The organism is Serratia ficaria, assembly GCF_900187015.1.
GTDB classification, from domain to species: Bacteria; Pseudomonadota; Gammaproteobacteria; order Enterobacterales; family Enterobacteriaceae; genus Serratia; species Serratia ficaria.
In genome coordinates this window covers 3,198,654-3,215,811 of record NZ_LT906479.1, presented here as the reverse complement: position 1 = coordinate 3,215,811, position 17,158 = coordinate 3,198,654, and the positions used below count along the sequence as shown (strand labels likewise).

At 61.2% G+C, this 17,158-nt stretch carries 11 protein-coding genes; all 11 read right to left on the bottom strand.

What is annotated here, in order from left to right; all coding sequences use genetic code 11:
• Positions 1–181: 181 nt before the first annotated feature.
• The 11 genes from CKW09_RS15240 to CKW09_RS15185 all read right to left on the bottom strand — a co-directional run bounded on the left by CKW09_RS15240 (position 182) and on the right by CKW09_RS15185 (position 17,144).
• Positions 182–556 (bottom strand): hypothetical protein, encoded by a 375-nt coding sequence (locus CKW09_RS15240; RefSeq protein WP_095098100.1) that lies wholly within the window; start codon positions 554–556, stop codon positions 182–184.
• 352 nt (positions 557–908) lie between these two features.
• Entirely contained in the window at positions 909–1,607 is a 699-nt protein-coding gene (locus CKW09_RS15230; RefSeq protein WP_095098094.1) for a hypothetical protein, read from the bottom strand.
• Positions 1,608–1,616: 9 nt separating this feature from the next.
• On the bottom strand, positions 1,617–6,041 hold the full coding sequence (locus tag CKW09_RS15225) for an RHS repeat-associated core domain-containing protein (RefSeq protein ID WP_231922062.1): 4,425 nt from the start codon (positions 6,039–6,041) through the stop codon (positions 1,617–1,619).
• Between the two features lie 2 nt (positions 6,042–6,043).
• Entirely contained in the window at positions 6,044–6,484 is a 441-nt protein-coding gene (locus CKW09_RS15220) for a DcrB-related protein (protein WP_061794744.1), read from the bottom strand.
• Positions 6,485–6,542: 58 nt separating this feature from the next.
• Positions 6,543–8,471, bottom strand: coding sequence for a type VI secretion system Vgr family protein (locus CKW09_RS15215; protein ID WP_061794743.1), 1,929 nt, complete (start codon positions 8,469–8,471; stop codon positions 6,543–6,545).
• A gap of 105 nt (positions 8,472–8,576) precedes the next feature.
• Positions 8,577–10,016: a serine/threonine protein kinase gene (locus CKW09_RS15210; protein WP_095098091.1), complete on the bottom strand. Its 1,440-nt coding sequence runs from the start codon at positions 10,014–10,016 to the stop codon at positions 8,577–8,579.
• Positions 10,017–10,065: 49 nt separating this feature from the next.
• A complete protein-coding gene (gene tssH, locus CKW09_RS15205; protein WP_095098088.1) occupies positions 10,066–12,726 on the bottom strand; it encodes a type VI secretion system ATPase TssH in 2,661 nt (886 codons plus the stop codon).
• A gap of 57 nt (positions 12,727–12,783) precedes the next feature.
• Positions 12,784–13,857, bottom strand: a complete 1,074-nt coding sequence (tssG, locus tag CKW09_RS15200; protein WP_095098085.1) for a type VI secretion system baseplate subunit TssG — start codon at positions 13,855–13,857, stop codon at positions 12,784–12,786.
• A complete protein-coding gene (tssF, locus tag CKW09_RS15195; protein WP_095098082.1) occupies positions 13,854–15,740 on the bottom strand; it encodes a type VI secretion system baseplate subunit TssF in 1,887 nt (628 codons plus the stop codon). Before tssF ends, tssG begins: the two co-directional genes overlap by 4 nt.
• A 4-nt stretch (positions 15,741–15,744) precedes the next feature.
• On the bottom strand, positions 15,745–16,320 hold the full coding sequence (locus tag CKW09_RS15190) for a type VI secretion system baseplate subunit TssE (RefSeq protein ID WP_095098079.1): 576 nt from the start codon (positions 16,318–16,320) through the stop codon (positions 15,745–15,747).
• A gap of 2 nt (positions 16,321–16,322) precedes the next feature.
• A complete protein-coding gene (locus CKW09_RS15185) occupies positions 16,323–17,144 on the bottom strand; it encodes a type VI secretion system accessory protein TagJ (protein WP_269458451.1) in 822 nt (273 codons plus the stop codon).
• Positions 17,145–17,158: the final 14 nt, after the last annotated feature.

Sequence of the window (17,158 nt, the reverse complement as noted above, 5' to 3'; positions counted from 1 at the left end):
TTTATCTCCCATCTTCATGAGGTCGGTTTCTGACGCTTGGGTAGTTTGCTGGATTTCTAATCCTTATATGAGTTAAGTCCGGATTTTTGATATATTTAATGATCCACTCAATAACATAAAGTTTCTGTAGAGGGACTTCTGTTATTTAATTGTATTGCTTTGTCACTATCAGGGGCTTATTTTAATTTAAGATCAATCCAAGTAATTTTACTTTGTATCTTGCTGGTTGAGTCTCACCAGCAGCAGTGACTATTGTGACTTTTTTATTGCCTTTTTCCGTGGTCGTTTCTTGTGTGTATATATCTAAATTGTCATGTTTATATGATGGTATTGGATCGAATTTGTACTCAATGATATCTATCCCGGCTATTTCTTTCGCGATTTTTTTTCTAATGTTCTCATCTAATTTCCATATGGGTATTGCAAGTGCGTTTTTATAAATAACTTTTTCATCAGTATTTGGAATGAGTATTTCCTCTTTGAAAATACGGAATTTATCTTCATTCCCATCAAAAATCTGTCTTTTAGTCTTGATGTTAATATATTTCTCGTTCATATGTTCATCAATTTATCAATCGCTCGATTTTCACTATGCAAAGTCACCTCTCAATCTAGAATGTCGAGTTGTTTATTATATTTCTTTATAGGCATGTTCCGCTTCTATAACTAAGCTGCCAAGCTCAAGATCAAAAGGCCATTGATCCGCGACTATATTGGCTATCCCTAAGGCTCTTTCATTTTTAGAAGGAACTGTATCTGAAGCTATTTTCTGGAGAGTGATCTCGAATACTTTTATGAACCTAGATATTTGCTCGGGTGAACTCACCGCTAAAACCGTCGAATTATGTGTGGCAAGAACTTCCTTGAGTTCATGAATGGCTTTTTTATCTTTTCTTCTGCTCTACACATTATTCAATGTCTATATCATAAAATGTATATTTAATATTTTTTATAAATTCTATTATGTGTAATAGTCTGTCATCTATTTTTTGGTGAGTTAAACAATCATTTTCTAATTTATTGATAATGGATAGGCAGTGTTCGTCTTTCACATCCATCGCGTCATAAAATTCCTGGTTGCATAAGTCAAACATTCTTGAAAAGAATGAGTTTGATATTTTTTGATCTAATGACTCAATGCTGCCTGGGATGTGGGTTGTTGCATTGATTAATATAAATCCTTGGTATGAAAAATCATCACTCAATAAAAAGTAAAGGCCATCTGAAATAAGTGTTTTATAAGCGGCCCGAGACATGTCAGATGTGACGATCAAACTGTTACTATCTGCTGAAAAGAAAGCTGTATCTTGAATGGTCACGTTAGATAAAAACTTATCAATGCAATCTGCAAGTTTTATATCATGCAATGAATTAGCGTTAATTAAATCTCCCTCATGTAAAACATTAAAAAAAGAGGGTACACTCAACAATATAAAAGATAGTTCCTTGGTTTTCTTGTCGATCAAGAACCAATCTAATGAATCCATCTCGCTAAAATTGCTGCTTCCCAATAACTTGCTTATATCATTTTCTAAATTATATATGTCGTTATACTTATTTTTCATCGAAATATTAAAATGTGCAACATCCCAAATAATTGATTTCATCTGTTAACCTCAGAATACTATAGCCGTTGCAGGTGGTAGGAATCCACCGCCTGGTTTCGAGATTTGTCCATTTAGAATCATGCTATCTGTTATTGGTAAGCCAGGATCGCTATCTAGCCCACCATGAATAGCCGCACCGCTAGCACCTCTTGGACCTGAAGGACCGTAAGATGTAATCGCTTGCCCTTTATATGCCCCTGACTTACTTCCGGCTAGAATGACAATATCTCCATCTTTTGCGAAAATAATATTATTATTACCTCCAGTGGAAACGTAAACCCCATCAGGGCTTTTAATTATTTCCTGCATTCTTTGCTCTGAAAGCCTACCGTGATATCCCTTGGGTGATATTTTACCCGGCGCTATCTTAGGGATTTTCCCATCAATTGCACGTTCTCGAATTTTATTCGCTAACTTAGCATGAGGGCATCCAGCCAACCCCAGCGGATCCACCCAGCCCAGCGGGTTCGGCGCATACTGATACAGGTTAATCCCGCCCGCCAGCCCGATCGGGTCGTGCTGGGTAAACCTGCCGATGTCCGGATCGTAATAGCGGAACAGATTGTAGTGCAATCCCGTTTCGCGATCCAGGTATTGGCCCTGCAGGCGCAGGTTTTGGGAGTAATCCAGATCTTGCTGATTTTCCTCATACTTTGTGCGGCCCCAGGCGCTGCTGTGGCCTTGCCAGCGCAGGGTGCCGGCGCTGTCGGTCAGGCTTTCCGGCTCGCCGTTCGGGGCGGTATGGAAGTAAAACACCTGCGCCTGGTGCAGGCCGTCGATACGCGCCAGCGGCTCGTAGCTGCCCTGATCGGCATACACGTAAGTGAGCGGCATGCCGTTGCGGATCTCCTGCAGCAGCCGGAAGCCTTCCCACAGGAAGGTGGTGGTCTGGCGCTTGCCGGCCGGCTGGCGCAGGTCCGGGCTTTGCAGCCACACCTGCTTTTGCGTACGCCGCCCGAGCGGATCATAACGGAACCGAACGTGCTGCTGTGGCTCGCTGCGGTGCAGGCTGTAGCGCACTACCTCGCTAAGGCGATGTTCGGCGTCGTAACGGTACTGCCAGCGGTAGTGGCCCTTGCGCTTTTCCACCGTGCGGCCGAAGGTATCGTAGCGATAGTCGATGCCCTGGTAGTGCATCACCCGGTTGTGCCGCTGGCGGAATTGCCCTTCGTCCAGCAGGTTGGAGGCCGGATCGTAACGGTAGCGTTCGGTGTCCGGCAGCGTACCGTCCTGGCTTAGCAGCCGGCCCGCTGCGTCATACTGGTAACGCTGATAGGCGAACGGGTTGGCGTTTTGTTCCTCGCGCGTCAGGTTGTTCTGATAGTCGTAGAACCACTGGCGTGAACTGCTGGCGGGCGCCGGCGACCTGCGGTTGTCATTGAAGATTTCTCGACGATCCTGGCGGCCGAGCCGATCGTAATGCACCCGGCTGGTCAGCCGCCCCTGGGTGCGGCTCAGCTCGCGGTGCAGGTTGTCGCGTTCGAACTCGCTGATGGTGACGTCATTCAGCGCCAGCTGCAGCAGGTGGCCGCTGCCGTAGTACAACGCGCGCAGCGTGCGGCCATCGGGCAGGGTTATCTGCGTGCGGTTGCCCATCGGGTCGTAATCATAGTGCAGCGCGCCATTGGCGCCTTGTTCGCCGAGCACGCGGCCCAGCGCGTCATAGCGGAAGCTGACCTCGCTTTCCGCCTCCGACTGATAATCGCGCCATACGCCGCCGCGATGGAAGGCGGCGTGCAGCAGTTGGCCAACCGGGTTGTAGCGATAGCGGGTTTCCCCGTCCGGCGTTTGTTTGCTCAGCAGTTGTCCGGCGGCGTCGTGGCTGAAGTAGTGCGAAAAAGCGGCGGGGGTATTGGCGGCGAAGCTGCGTTCAATCACCCGGCGGCACTCGTCGTAGCGGTAACGGGTGCTGATGCCGTCCAGCCCGACCTCTTCCTGTAGCAGGTTGCCCGCCATCCAGTGGAAAGCGTAACTTTCGGCGTTCTCATTGCGCAGGGCGGTCAAGCGACCGCGCGCATCGTAGCTGCGCAACACCTCGCCATCGAGCGGGTTGCGGGTGGCCAGCAGGCGGCCCTGGGGGTCGTAGCGGTAGTGGGTCAGGCGGCCATCGGCGCCCTGATAATGCGCCAGCTGGCCCTGTGCGTTCCAGCTCAGGGTTTCCTGCCAGCCTTCGGCGCGCTGCAGCCGGGTCAGGCGACCCGCTGCGTCGTAATGGTAGCGGGCGCTTTCGCCGGAGGCGTCGGTCACTTCGCTTAGCCAGCCTTGCGCAGTGTATTTGTAGGCGGTTTGCTTGCCGGAGCAGTCGCGGGCGCGGATCAACCGGCCATGTTCATCATAGGCGAAATGGCTGACGCCACCGTTGGCGTCGACCGCCTGCACCACCTGGCCGCAGTCGTCGCGCAGGTAACGTTGGGTATGCCCGAGGGCGTCTATCTCCGAAACCAGCGCGTGGCGTTCATCGTAGTAGAAATGCTGCGTGGCGCCATTCGGCTCCTTGAGGCTGACCGGCAGCGCGCGCTGCGGCAGCCAGTCGGTCAGGCGAATATTGCCGATCGGATCTTCTTCCTCAACCAGGTTGCCGGCTTCGTCGTAGCGGAATTGCCAGCCGTGGCCGAGCGGATCGCGGGTGGCGATCAGCATGTCTTCGTCATTCCACTGGTAATGCCAGACTTCGCCGCGCTCGTCGGTGTACTCGACGATCAACTGCTGAGCGTTCCAGCGGTGGCGGTGCTGCAGGCCGTCGTATTCGGTCACCGTGGTCAGCCCGGCGGCCAGATCGTAATCGATGACGCAGCCGCCGCCGGCCGCATCGCGGTGTTCCACCACTCGCCAGTCGTCGAACATCGCCCAGCGATATTCGAAGCAGGGGCCGCCGGCCTGCTGATGGCGGGTCAGCAAGTGTCGGTCGTTATAATGGAACTCGCGCGTCGCCAGGCCACCGGCGTCGATCACCTGATGCAGGTCGCCGCCGTCGTCGTAACGGTAACGCACTCGCGGTTCATCGTTATGCCGCAGTGCGGTGACGCGCTCGGCAAAGCGCGGGTCGGCATATTCCAATTGCAGCGTCATGGCGCCGATGCTGTCGTCGATGCGGCTCAGGCGCTGCTGCTCGTCGTAGCTCAACAGCAGCGCATTGTCGTATTCGTCGCTCAGCGACACCAACCGCAGCCGGGAAGGCGCCTGGGGCAGCGGTACGAACAGCCGCCATACGCTGCCGTCGGTATCGGCGACGATCAGCTGGCCCTCTTCACCGCTGCGGAACATCAGCCCCTCGCCGGCGCTGAAGCTCGGCTTGTTCACCTCGGGCAGCGGGAAGCGCAGCTCACGGCCTGTTTCGTCATGCAGGCAGCACTCGACGCCGCCGTTGCCGTCGTCGGCCAAATCGACCCATACTTCAAATGGCGTGCGCCAGCCGTGGCCAAACAGCCCCTGATAGCGGTTGCGGCTGTTGTAATTGCGCTGCCAGGCCAGCGGGAAACGCGCCGGCAGCAGCAGGTCCAAATCTTCTTCGCCGTTCAGCACCTTGGCGCCGGTGGCGGCATGCACCGGATTAAAGGCGGCGTGGATCGCTTCGCCAAGCGCATTGACGCCCGCCGCCGCCAGGCCGCCGCCGATCATGCAGGGCAGGTTCTTGGCCAGCTTGGCCGGGTTGCCGAGCAACAGCGGCAGCACGGTCAGCGCCAGTCCGATGCCCGGCAGCTTGCCGCTCTTGATTTCGCGCACCGCTACAGCGTCACCGCCGATCCGCACGTTGTTCGAGACGTCGGTCGACACCTTGGCTTCGCAGGTGGAGCGGTCGTTGCTGCGCACCGCGGGCTGGCCGTTAATAAATACCTTGCCGGATCCTTCCGCCAGGTATTGCGGCAGAGGGTGTTTGTCACAGGTGATTTTATCTTCTTCCAGCGATTGGCTGGGCTGGCTGGGGCCGGCGACGCTCGGTTGCCACAGCTGCGAGATGATGTTGCCGCCGGCGGCCAGCAGTTCGGCACCGTAGTCCCAAAAGCTTTGCGGCGGCTGCGGCGCGGGCAGGGCCTTTATTTCATCGGCGGTGAGCAGCCGGCCGGCGGCGCGCGCCGCCGGTTTGGCGTTGGTGAAAACATTGGGGGAACCGGTGAGGATCATGCCGGAAACGGCGGGGGGGAATAGCCAGTTGGCCACGGCGTCGCAGCCGTTGCCGATATGTTCGCCGACGCCGGTCAGGCTGGAAGCGAAGCCGACGATCAGGCCGGCGCCCACGCAGCCGGAAGCCGCCGTTGCCGCCGCGCCAAGCACCGCCACGCCCGCCAACGCCGGGGCTGCGGCCGCTGCGGCGGCCGAGACCGCCGCGGTCGCCACCGCATATACCGCCACTTCGGCTACCGCGCTGGCGATATCCGCCAACGGGCTGGTATGGATCAGTTCATCATCCTTTCGTGCTGCCCAGATCTCGCTCATGGTTATCGGTCATCCTGTCCGGCCAACGCCAGCGAAGCTTTCACCTGCCGCCATTGGTTGTCGTCCTCAGGGGTGAAGGGCTTCATTGAGGCGTAGGTGACGATCAACAACGTCTGGCTGTCATCCGGCTGCGCCGCCAGCTGGTGCTGGTGATGATGGTGCCCGGCGCGAATAAAATCGCTGCTGACCTCGATCGCCTTGATGCGGTTGTCCCGCCCGGCGCGGATGCGCTGGCGCGCTGACTGCCGCAACTCGCTGATTTGCGGCAGCAGCGCCTGCCATTGTTTGTCGAATTCCTCTTCCAACGAGCCGTCCTGCGGTATCACCCCACGGGTGATCACCAGCGAAGCGCCGGTCTGCGGATTTTTAAGGATGTTGACGGTGCAGTCCTGCCAAGGGCCGGCGGGCAGAGCGAAATGACCTTCCTGGAAAAGATAATTCATCGATGTTCTCTGGGGAAATGGGGCGCCGAAAATACGCGGCGGTCCGCCGCGTCAATAGTCAGGATTTGGGGAACATCTGATCGACGGCGCCCTGGATGGCCGCTTTGTGTCCCGATCCCGGTGCCGCGGTGCGTGCGGCGCCGCCCGGCTGGTTGAGATCCAGCTGACCGCCGGTATTGATTTCCCCGTCTTCTTTCACCGTGATGTTAAAGCTGGTGCCGGTGATGTTGATTTGGCCGTTGGCCAATAACTCAATTACGCTTTCGCCGCACTCCAGCCGCAGCGATTCGCCGGAGCCGAGGGTGAAGGCGTCCACCACGTTGTCGGCGCGCGTTTTGCCGGTCAGCGCCGAGGCGTCGCCTTTCACGCCGGTGGCCTGGTTGAGCACTACCCGCTTCATCTGATTGCCGCCCACCAGGTGCGTATGGTTCTTATCGATGGTGTGGCTCTCATCGTTCTTCACCTGGGTGTCCATATTGCGTTCCGCCTGGATCCACACCTGCTCGGCGCCGGCTTTGTCCTCGAAGCGCAGGGCGTTGGCGTTGTCCGCGGTGCCGTCCTTGGTGCGGCTCATAAAGCCCATCTGGGTGGCGGCGGCCGGCAGCGCCCACGGCGGCATGCTGGCGTCGTTATACACCCGGCCGGTGATGATGGGGCGGTCCGGATCGCCGTTGATAAAGTCCACCACCACTTCGTCGTTGACGCGCGGGATCTGCACCCCGCCGTAGCCCTGGCCGGCCCAGGCGCTGGAGACGCGCACCCAGCAAGAGCTGCCGTCGTCCTTCGGCCCGAAACGGTCCCAGTGGAATTTCACCTTGATGCGGCCGTATTTGTCGGTCCAGATCGATTCGCCGGCCGGGCCGACCACCCGGGCGGTTTGCGGGCCGTGGGTCTTCGGCCACGGGGCTTGCTGCGCCGGGTGCCAGGGAATATCCGCCGGCAGCACGGTGAAGTCGATGCGGTGTTCGCTGCCCTGGCCGTCGCCGCTGGCGTAGCGGTTCTCCTTCAGCCGGTATCTGGCCTGCAGCGTCAGGTATTCGCGATTGTCGTCGGCATGCGGCGCGTTATACAGCGTGAAGGTGCTGCCGGGGGCGATGCCCAGCGCGGTGGCGGTGCCTTTAATCTGCTGATGCTCGGCCTGCCAGGCCTCCTGGCGGATGCGGGCGTAGAATTCACCCTGCTGATGCTCGGTGTAACGGCCCGGCCAGTCGTAAACGTCTATCTGGCCCGGCGTCGGCGAAACCGGGTTCTGGCGCGCCTGGAACAGCCAGGCGTTAGGCTTGCGGAAGTCGTAGTCGTCGAGGCTGTAAATCCCCGGGGTAACGTGGTCGGAAAGGGTCCACTGGCTGATGCCTTCCTCGCTGGTGCTGCCGCCGGACGGGGTCAGATGATAAGGGATCATCTCGTAGCCGGGGTAGGGCTGATGATGGTGGGGAGCGTCGCCCAACACCAGAGTGTGCTTGCCCATCTCATGTTTGAAATAGTAATAGATGCCCTCCAGCTCCATCAGCCGGCTGATGAAGTTGAAGCTGCTCTCGTTGTACTGCACGCAGTAGCCCCACAGGCGATAGTCGCCGGTCAGCTGATCTTCGATCTGCACATTGTGCTCGCTCAGCAGGGTCTTGACGATCTGCGGCACCGTCTGTTCCTGGAAGATGCGGAAGTTGCGGTCCTTGGTCATCGGCCACAGGTCCGGCTGCACGTGCAGCTTGTACACCGCGTAGCGGGTGCCGCCGATCTCTTCGCTGCTGACGGCGATCGCGGTTACCTTGCCGTTCAGGTAACGGGGGGCGCTGAGAAAGCCCTGGGTCGGGATCTCCAGCGTCAGCGGCTGGCCGAGCAGCGCCTTGCGGTCCAGGCGCGCATCCTTGCTCAGCAGCTCGATATCGAAGTCAAACAGAGCGGAAAGGGCCTCGGTCCCATCCAGCGAGTGAAACAGCAATTGTTCTTGGCCCAGCGGCGTGTGCGCGATAATGCGGTCCAGCATGAGAACGTCCTCTGTGAATGACGCCGCGCCCATGGGGTGGGGCATTTACGCGTCAGTCTCATGAAATAAGGTAAGGGCCCGCCGCGGCGGGCCGGGAAGTCGGAATTAACCGGCGACGGCCGGGCTGACCAGCCAGGTGCCGGCGTTGTCGATGTTGAGCTGTTGGCGGCGCAGCTGGTCGTTGTGGCGGATTTCCAGCCGGTAGCTGCCCGGCGCCAGGTTGAGGCTGGCGAAGCCGTTGTCGCCCGGCGTCACCTGCTGCGGCTTGCCGTCGAGGCTGACCTGCTCGCCGGGCTGCAGTTTGAAATACACCAGCGCCACCGGCTGCGGCGGCGCAACGGCCTTGGCCGGCTCGGCCGCCGTCGTTTGCGGCGCGCTTTGCTGCGGCGTCAGGGTTTTATCGGCCGGCGAAGCATCGGCGGTGTTGGCGCTGGCCGGCGTCTGGACGTCGTCACCGCCGCTCAGCCAGGCGGTCGCGCCGATCACCAGCAGCGCGGCGACGCCCGCGCCGATCATCGTCGGGCGGGTGAGCTTCATGCTGCGTGCGGTTACGGTGCCGGCCGCCGCTGCGCCGGCCGCCGGATTGGTGGCCACCAGCAGGTTTTCCGGCGCGGCGGCCGGGGTGCTGATGATTTCGTTCTCGTCGGCGATCGGCAGGTGCAGCAGCTCGGCCATTTCGTCGATGGTCTGCGGCCGGTCTTCCGGCTTCAGCGCCAGCGCATGGTCGATAGTGCGCAACAGCTCCGGCGAATATCCGGCGGGGCGGCGCTCGCTCAGCGGCCGATAGCTGTCTTCGATGCTGCGCACCACGCTGACCGGCGGCGGGGTGCCGACGATCAGCGTATGCAGCACGGCGCCCAGCGCGTAGATGTCGGTCCAGGGGCCCTGTTCGCCGTCGCTGTTTTCGGTGTACTGCTCAATCGGCGCGAAGCCCGGTTTCAGCATGATTTCCGTTTCGTCGGACAGGTTGCCGATCTCTTTGCGCGCCGAACCGAAGTCCAGCAGCACCGGCAGCTGATTCTCCTGGATCTGAATGTTATCCAGCGAGATGTCGCGGTGCAGGTAACCTTCCTGATGGATGGTGTTGATGGCGCTGAACAGCGGCGGCAGCAGCCGGCGGATCCAGGCCTCGTCGATTTTTTCCGGCTGCTGGGCATGCAGGTTTTTCAGCGTGGTGCCGCTGTAGAACTGGGTGCCCATATAGGCGGTGCCGTTCTCTTCCCAGAAGCGCAGCACGTGCAGCAGCCCCGGGTGCGAGAAGCGCGCCAGCAGCCGGGCCTCCTGAATAAAGCTGGTCAGCCCGGCCTGGAAGGTTTTGCTGAAGCGTTCGCCGCGCAGCCCGATGCTGAGATCGTCGTTGCGCTTGGCCAGCGAGGTCGGCATGTACTCCTTGATGGCGATGGTGCGCTCCAGCTGATGATCGTAGGCGCGGTAGACGATGCCGAAACCGCCTTCGCCGATAGCTTCCTCGATCTCGAACTCATTGAACCGATAGCCGTTCGGCAGGCTGTTTGAATTCGGTTTTTTTACCCCGGTTCCCGACATAATGATGACTCTCTGTGTTCAAGTGGCCGCCATACCGGCGGCCGCGGCGTTAAGCCTGAAATTGACAAATAAATTCGTTCTGCTGCAGCGCGATATGCAGCCGGCGATAGCGCTGATCGTTGGCGCTGCCGGTCAGCAGGGTGTGGCTGATCTGCGGCAGCAGCGTGTTGGTCAGGATGGCGTCGACCATGCGGCCGCCGGACTCCACTTCGGTGCAGCGGCTGACGATCTGGTCGATCACCGCATCGTCGAAGGTGCAGACAATGTCGTGGTTCTCCGCCAGGCGACGCTGCACGCGGCCCAGCTGCAGGCGCACGATGTTGCCCAGCGTCGCGTCGGTCAGCGGGTAATAAGGCACCACCAGCAGGCGGCCGAGCAGCGCCGCCGGGAATACCGACAGCAGCGGCTCGCGCAGGGCGCCGCTCAGCGCTTCCGGCTCCGGCATCAGGTCCGGATCGCTGCACAGCCCGGCGATCAGATCGGTGCCGACGTTGGAGGTCAGGATAATGATGGTGTTGCGGAAGTCGATATGGCGGCCTTCGCCATCCTCCATCCAGCCCTTGTCGAACACCTGGAAGAAGATCTCGTGCACGTCCGGATGCGCCTTTTCGATCTCGTCCAGCAGCACCACGCTGTAGGGCCGGCGGCGCACCGCTTCGGTCAATACGCCGCCCTCGCCGTAGCCGACGTAGCCGGGAGGCGCGCCTTTCAGCGTCGAGACGGTATGCGATTCCTGGAACTCGCTCATGTTGATGGTAATGACGTTCTGCTCGCCGCCGTACAGCGTTTCCGCCAGCGCCAGCGCGGTTTCGGTTTTACCCACGCCGGAAGGCCCGGCCAGCAGGAACACCCCGACCGGCTTGTTCGGGTCGTCCAGCCGCGCGCGCGAGGTGCGCACCCGGCGGGCGATCAGATCCAGCGCATGCCGCTGGCCGATGACCCGCTGATTCAGCGTATCCGACAGCTGCAGCACCGCCTCAATTTCGTTTTTCACCATGCGGCCCAGCGGGATGCCGGTCCAGTCGGAGACCACCGCCGCCACGATATTGGCGTCGACCGCGGCGAAGATCAGCGGCGCCTCGCCCTGCAGTTCACTCAATTGCCGCTGCAGTTCGCCCAGCTGGCCGCGCAGCTCATCGGCGGAAGGCGCGGGCTGTGATGCGGTTTCGTCGTCGGCCGGCTCGGCTTCCTGGCGGTGCAGCTGAGCGCGCAGATCGATAATCTGCCGGATCAGCGTCAGCTCTTCCTGCCAGCGGGCGGTGAGCTGTTCCAGCTCTTGCTGCAGCGTGGCCAGCTGGGCTTCGATATCCTGCGGGCGCTGCGGATTGCCGATGCCGACCTTGGTTTCGCGGCGGGCGATTTCCAGCTCGATTTGCAAGGCGTCGATGCGGTGGCGGCAGTCTTCCACCTGCGCAGGCTCCGCATGCTGGCTGACCGCCACGCGCGCGCAGGCGGTGTCCAGCAGCGCCACCGCTTTGTCCGGCAGCTGGCGCGCCGGAATATAGCGATGCGACAGGCGCACCGCGGCGTCGACCGCTTCGTCCAGCAGCAGAATGCGGTGGTGCTGTTCCAGCGGGCTGACGGTGCTGCGCAGCATCAGCAGCGCCTTGTCCTCGCTCGGCTCATGCACCTGCACTACCTGGAAGCGGCGGGTCAGCGCCGGATCTTTTTCGATGTACTTCTTGTATTCCGACCAGGTGGTGGCGCCGACGGTGCGCAGCTGGCCGCGCGCCAGCGCCGGCTTCAGCAGGTTGGCGGCGTCGCCGGTGCCCTGAGCGCCGCCGGCGCCGATCAGCGTATGGATTTCGTCGATGAACAAGATGATCGGCGTCGGGCTGGACTGAACCTCGTCGATCACCGCCTGCAGGCGTTTTTCAAACTCGCCCTTGACCCCGGCGCCGGCCTGCAGCATGCCGATATCCAGCAGATGCAGCTGCACGTCGCGCAGCTGCGGCGGCACGTCGCCGGCCACGATGCGCAGCGCCAGGCCTTCCACCACCGCGGTTTTGCCAACGCCGGCCTCACCGGTCAACAGCGGGTTGTTCTGGCGGCGGCGCATCAGAATATCGACGATCTGGCGGATTTCTTCGTCACGCCCGGCCACCGGGTCAATCTCGCCGTTGCGCGCCCTGGCCGTCAGATCCTGTGCAAACTGCGCCAGCACGCTGCCGCCGGCGCGCGGTGCGCCCGGCTCGCCTTCGGCGCCGCTTTCCGCCGCCGCGTCCTGGTTATTTTCCGCCGAGTTGGCGGTGACGGCGGCGAATTGCTCCAACAGCAGATCGGCGTTGATGCGGTCGAACTGCGCCGAGATGGCTTTCAGCAGATGGCGCAGGCTGTAGGTTTTCAGGATGCCAATCAGCAGATGGCCGCCGCGAATGCGCGACGCGCCGAACTTCAGCGAGCCGTATACCCAGGCGCGCTCCACCGCGCTGTCGATGTGTTCCGACAGGTCGGAAATCGCGCTGGCGCCGCGCGGCAGGCGGTCGAGCGCCTCGACGATATCGCGCGCCAGCTGCGCTTCGTCCAGCGCGAAGTGGCGGATCACCTGCTGCAAATCGCCGTCCGGCGACTGCATCAGCTGGTGCAGCCAGTGCGCCAGCTCGACGTAAGGGTTACCGCGCAGCTTGCAAAACGCCGTCGCACTTTCCAGAGAGGTGAATAACAGGCTATCCAGTTTGCCAAATAATACCGAGCGGCTGATTTCAGACATGGTTTTCCTCAGGTCTCAGAGTGGCGGAGCGCCGTGCGGCTCCGGCCAGAACAAGGGTCAGAACGGGTTTTCCAGCGGTTCGGGGCTGAAGGTCAAATCGTCGAGATCGCGTTGCCGGCGGGGGGAGGTCATCCAACTGCTCAACCCCAGGCGTTGGGCGCCGCCGAGCTGGGTGCCGCTCAGCTGATCCCGCGCCAGAACCAGCCGCACTTCCCAGACAAATTCGATGCCCAGATATTGGCGCACCCAGTCACGCAGCTGCAGGCAGAGGTCGGCGCCGGGCAGAAAACGCGTATAGTTTTCCAGCGACATCGGCCCCAGCTCGATGCGGAACTTGTGCTGTATGTCGCGCACCGCGATGCCGAGGAACGAAGACTCGCCGAGCCGTGGCGCGCCGCGGCCCGCCTTGAGGCGCGCCTGCTCGCGTTTTTCCACCCGCAGCCAGTGCGGCACGTTCTCCACGATGCGCACCGGTACGTTGAAATACTGCTGTAAAATCTTGCACAGCCCTTCCGGATCGCGGCTGTGGCGAATCAGGTGACCGGCCATAAAATGCTTGGCGTGGGCGTTGATGCTGTCGCGCTGCCGCTGCGCCGGCTGGCCGATGCCGATCAGGCTCGACAGGTAGTCGTCGAAGCGCCGGTTGTCCGGGCGATCCAGCGATACCGTCGGCTGCGCGTCGGCCCAGGCGCGGTAAAACAGTAGCGTCAGCCGGTGGTGAAACAGGTTGGCGAAGGCCAGCAGGGTGGTGTCCTGATGGTGATAAACCCGTTCGCGCACGTATTCGGTCAGGTGCAGCGGCAGCGGCCCGTTGGGGCCGAACAGGCCGAAGCTGAAAATCGAGACGTCGTGCAGCGGGCTTTGCGGACGCGGGCTGACCTGCGCCAGCGTCGACGGCGCGAACGACAGCGAAGGCTCTTGCCCCAGCCGCAGCATTTCGTGGCGCGGCAGCGGGGCGCGGCCCAGCAGGTAGCGCTGCCCGCCCTGGGCGTCGATGCGTCGCAGCAGCTGAAACAGATCCTGCTTGTAGGGCGCCTGGCTCAGCCGCAGCCAGAAATCCGCCGGCAGGCGGTGCAGCGCGCTAATCTTCGGCGCCGCCGCCAGCTCGGGTTCGGTGAAGTTTGCGCTCATATCAGCGTCCTTTTGCCCATGCGCGCCTGCCAGTGGGCGATTTCACCGCGCTGCTGGCTGGAAAGCGTCATTTCGGTAAAGGTGTTCATCGCCACCAGCCGGGCGAACAGCCGCTCCAGCACGCTGCCGAGCAGGTAAGGGCTGCTGCCGGAAAACGCCTGCTCGTCGACGGCCAGATCGACGGCGATGCCGCGCGCAAACACGATCGGGCCCGGTTCCGGCACCCGGCGATAAACCGGCCGCAGATTGCAGTGGCGCACGCCCTGGATTTGCTTGGCCACCGCCGGTTCGCTCAGGTTGCCGTACAGCCCCAGCAGCTGGCGCAGGCTGGCGGCGCCCTGTTCCGGATCGCCGTCCATCATGCTGAGATAGTTGAGCTGCAGCTGGCTGATCAGCCGCCAGGTGATCATGCCTTCGGCCAGCGCCGGGCGGGGCGGCGTGGGGCCCTTTTTCAGCGTCACCTGTTTGATGGGGATCGAGTCCGGCATCACGAAGTTGCCCTGATCCTGCTGCAGCAGCATCAGCGGCAGGTCGCGGCTGGTGCACAGCACGTCGGCGGTCAGGTATTTCAGATCGCTGTGCCACGGCGATTGCCGTTCGTCCACCAGCGAAACGAACACCTCCGAACCGACGTAGCCGGTGCGGGTACCGTAGCGGCGGGCGTGTTCGGACAGCGTGCGCTGCTCGCGGCGCAGCGAAAAATAGGCGCCGTAGTTGCCGTCGTCGGCGCTCAGGGTGCTGTAAAACGGCCGGAACTCTTGCTCGTAGCGTTTCTCGCTGGCGCTGCCGCCCAACCGCTGCACCGAGAACACCTCATAATCCAGCGGGCGGATGTTGTCGACCACCAGGTGATATTCGTGGTTTTTTTCGCTGACCGTGATGCGTTCGGCGACCTTGGGGAACAGGTTGATCACCGGCGTGCAGTGCAGCGCCAGATGGGCGACGTCGATCACCCGTTCCAGCGCCGCATCCTGACGATCCAGCAGCACCACGATCTCGAACTGGCGCAGCGCCTTTTTCCCTTCGCGCACGCTTTGCAGCAGCGGCTTCATGCCGCTGACGCTGAAAAACTGGAAGCGCGCCGGGAAGGCGAAGTATTCCTGCAGCAGGCGGTAGCCTTCGAAATTGCGCAGGTCGTTGGGCAGCAGCGCCTGCTCGGCGGCGAAGCCTTCCTGCCGCAGCCCGTCCAGCGCCAGCGCCCGCCGCTGCGGCTGGGTTTCCACCGTTTGGCAAATCAGCCCGACGCTGTGCTGCATCAGCAGCTCCAGCAGCTGTTGCGCCTGCAGGTCCGGGCCGGCCAGGTAGAACATCAGCTGGTCCAGCTGCAGGTTGTTGAGCGTCACGCTCTCATAGCATTCCAGCCGGATGCGCAGCGCGCTGACGCAGCCGCTGTTTTGCAGCCCCAGGGCGGCCAGCGGGATATCCGCGGGGATGCCGCCCAGCTCGACGCTTTTCAGCCGCACCGGCTGCAGGGTAACGTCGTGCGCGGTGGTGTAGCTGCAGGTGATGCCGCTCTTTTTCAGCGTTTGGCTGTCCATCATGGTGCCGCGCGGCACCACGAAGCCGCTGCTGATGTCGCCTTTGCTGCTGTCGGGCTGCAGCTCGGCAATCGCCATCGACGGGGTCGGCGACAGGTAATTGGGATAGATGATTTCCAGCAGCCGCTGGGAAAAACGCGGAAACTCCGCGTCCATTTTCAGCTGCACGCGCGAGGTGAGGAAGGCGAAGCCCTCCATCAGCCGCTCGATATAGGGATCCGCCACGTCGATGCCGCGCATGCCGAGGCGGCCCGCCACCTTCGGATACTGCTCGGCGAACTCGGCGCCCATCTCGCGCAAATAGGCCAGCTCGCGGTTGTAATACTCTAAAAGTTTACTGTCCATCGCCTTACCCTATGTCTTTCAGATCGAAGTGGCCGTTTTCCAGGTCCACGTCGGTACGGAACAGAAACTCCAGCGGATAGGGCACGCACCACAGGCGGCCCTTGATCTCGATCGACAACACGTTGTGCAGCTCCAGCGAGCCGGTATCCGAAACGCAGCGCACCTGCAGCCCTTCGGGCAGGATGCGCGGTTCGAAATTGAGAATGGATTCGGTCAGCGCGCGCTGAATGTCCAGCCACTCGATGTCCGACATGCGTTTGCCGGCCAGCGAGGCGATGCCGTAGTTCAGCGTCGAGCGCCGCACCTGCGGGAAATCGCCCAGGTCGAGATTGGATTCGCTGTTGACGCAGTTGAACAGCCATTGCAGATCGCGCAATACCCGGCGGCGCAGCTCGCTGTGCGACACCAGATTGCGCACCTGGGCTTCCTGCTTTTTCTGCGGCTCGTCGTCGGTCAGCATGTCGAGCAGCACCGGCTGCATCTTGTCGCGCGACGTCAGGCGCTCGCTGTCCTGGCGGAAGCGGTAGCCCTGGCGGTGCAGATCGCCGCCGTCATGATGGGTGAGTCGCTTGTTGCTCATCGTCAGGCGTCCGCGCCAAAGCTCAGATGGCGCAGGCTGTGCAACGGAAATTCTTCGCTCTCGCTCAGCCAGGTTTTCAGCCCCTGGCCGGCGTAGTGCGGGCCGTCGCCCAGCGGCAGCCATTCGGTGCGCTTGCCGAGCAGCAGGGCGTCGTCGCTGTCTGCGGCCAGCGGGTAGCGGGCGGGCAGCTGGCATACCTGTTCGCGGCCGTCATGCAGGCGTACCAGCGCATGGCTCCACACCAGATCGATGGCGCTTTGCGGCGCCTGGAATTGAATTTCGGCGATATCGGCGAACGGCAGCCAGTAATAGACGCCGTTCAGCGCCAGCTCGCACACCGGGCCAAGGCGGCCGTCGCCGTCGGTCAGCCATTCGAAGGCCACCGGCTGCTCCTGTTCGCCCTGAGCCAGTGTCAGCCGCCCGGCGCTGGCCGGTGCGGCGTCCAACGCGCTGTCGCGCAGCGCCTGCGCCTGTTCGGCCTCTCCTCGCGCGTCGTGGTCCAGCGCCTGGATCATCTGCTGCAGCCAGGGCTGATTCTGCTGCAGCAGCGCCGGCGCGGCCTCGCCGGCGAATACCGCCTGGCGCTGCAGCTCCGCGCTGACCGACTGCATCAGCAGCAGGGTGGTGGGCTGAGCGATCGGCTTCAGCGCCTGCCACGACTTCAGCTGCGCATTGGCGCGCTGCCAGTTGCCGCTCAGGCACAGCAGCTGCACCAGCGCGGCGCGCAGGTCGGCATCCGCCGGGCGCGCCTTGATTTCACTTTCCACGGCGCCGATGGCCGCGCTGACCGAACCGCCTTGCAGCATGCTTGCTAATGATTTCACAGGGCCTTCCTTAT

Coding starts and splice junctions, on each gene's coding strand:
- CKW09_RS15240 (WP_095098100.1), bottom strand. CDS start 556: ATGAACGAGAAATATATTAACATCAAGACTAAAAGACAGATTTTTGAT.
- CKW09_RS15230 (WP_095098094.1), bottom strand. CDS start 1,607: ATGAAATCAATTATTTGGGATGTTGCACATTTTAATATTTCGATGAAA.
- CKW09_RS15225 (WP_231922062.1), bottom strand. CDS start 6,041: ATGAGCGAGATCTGGGCAGCACGAAAGGATGATGAACTGATCCATACC.
- CKW09_RS15220 (WP_061794744.1), bottom strand. CDS start 6,484: ATGAATTATCTTTTCCAGGAAGGTCATTTCGCTCTGCCCGCCGGCCCT.
- CKW09_RS15215 (WP_061794743.1), bottom strand. CDS start 8,471: ATGCTGGACCGCATTATCGCGCACACGCCGCTGGGCCAAGAACAATTG.
- CKW09_RS15210 (WP_095098091.1), bottom strand. CDS start 10,016: ATGTCGGGAACCGGGGTAAAAAAACCGAATTCAAACAGCCTGCCGAAC.
- tssH (WP_095098088.1), bottom strand. CDS start 12,726: ATGTCTGAAATCAGCCGCTCGGTATTATTTGGCAAACTGGATAGCCTG.
- tssG (WP_095098085.1), bottom strand. CDS start 13,857: ATGAGCGCAAACTTCACCGAACCCGAGCTGGCGGCGGCGCCGAAGATT.
- tssF (WP_095098082.1), bottom strand. CDS start 15,740: ATGGACAGTAAACTTTTAGAGTATTACAACCGCGAGCTGGCCTATTTG.
- CKW09_RS15190 (WP_095098079.1), bottom strand. CDS start 16,320: ATGAGCAACAAGCGACTCACCCATCATGACGGCGGCGATCTGCACCGC.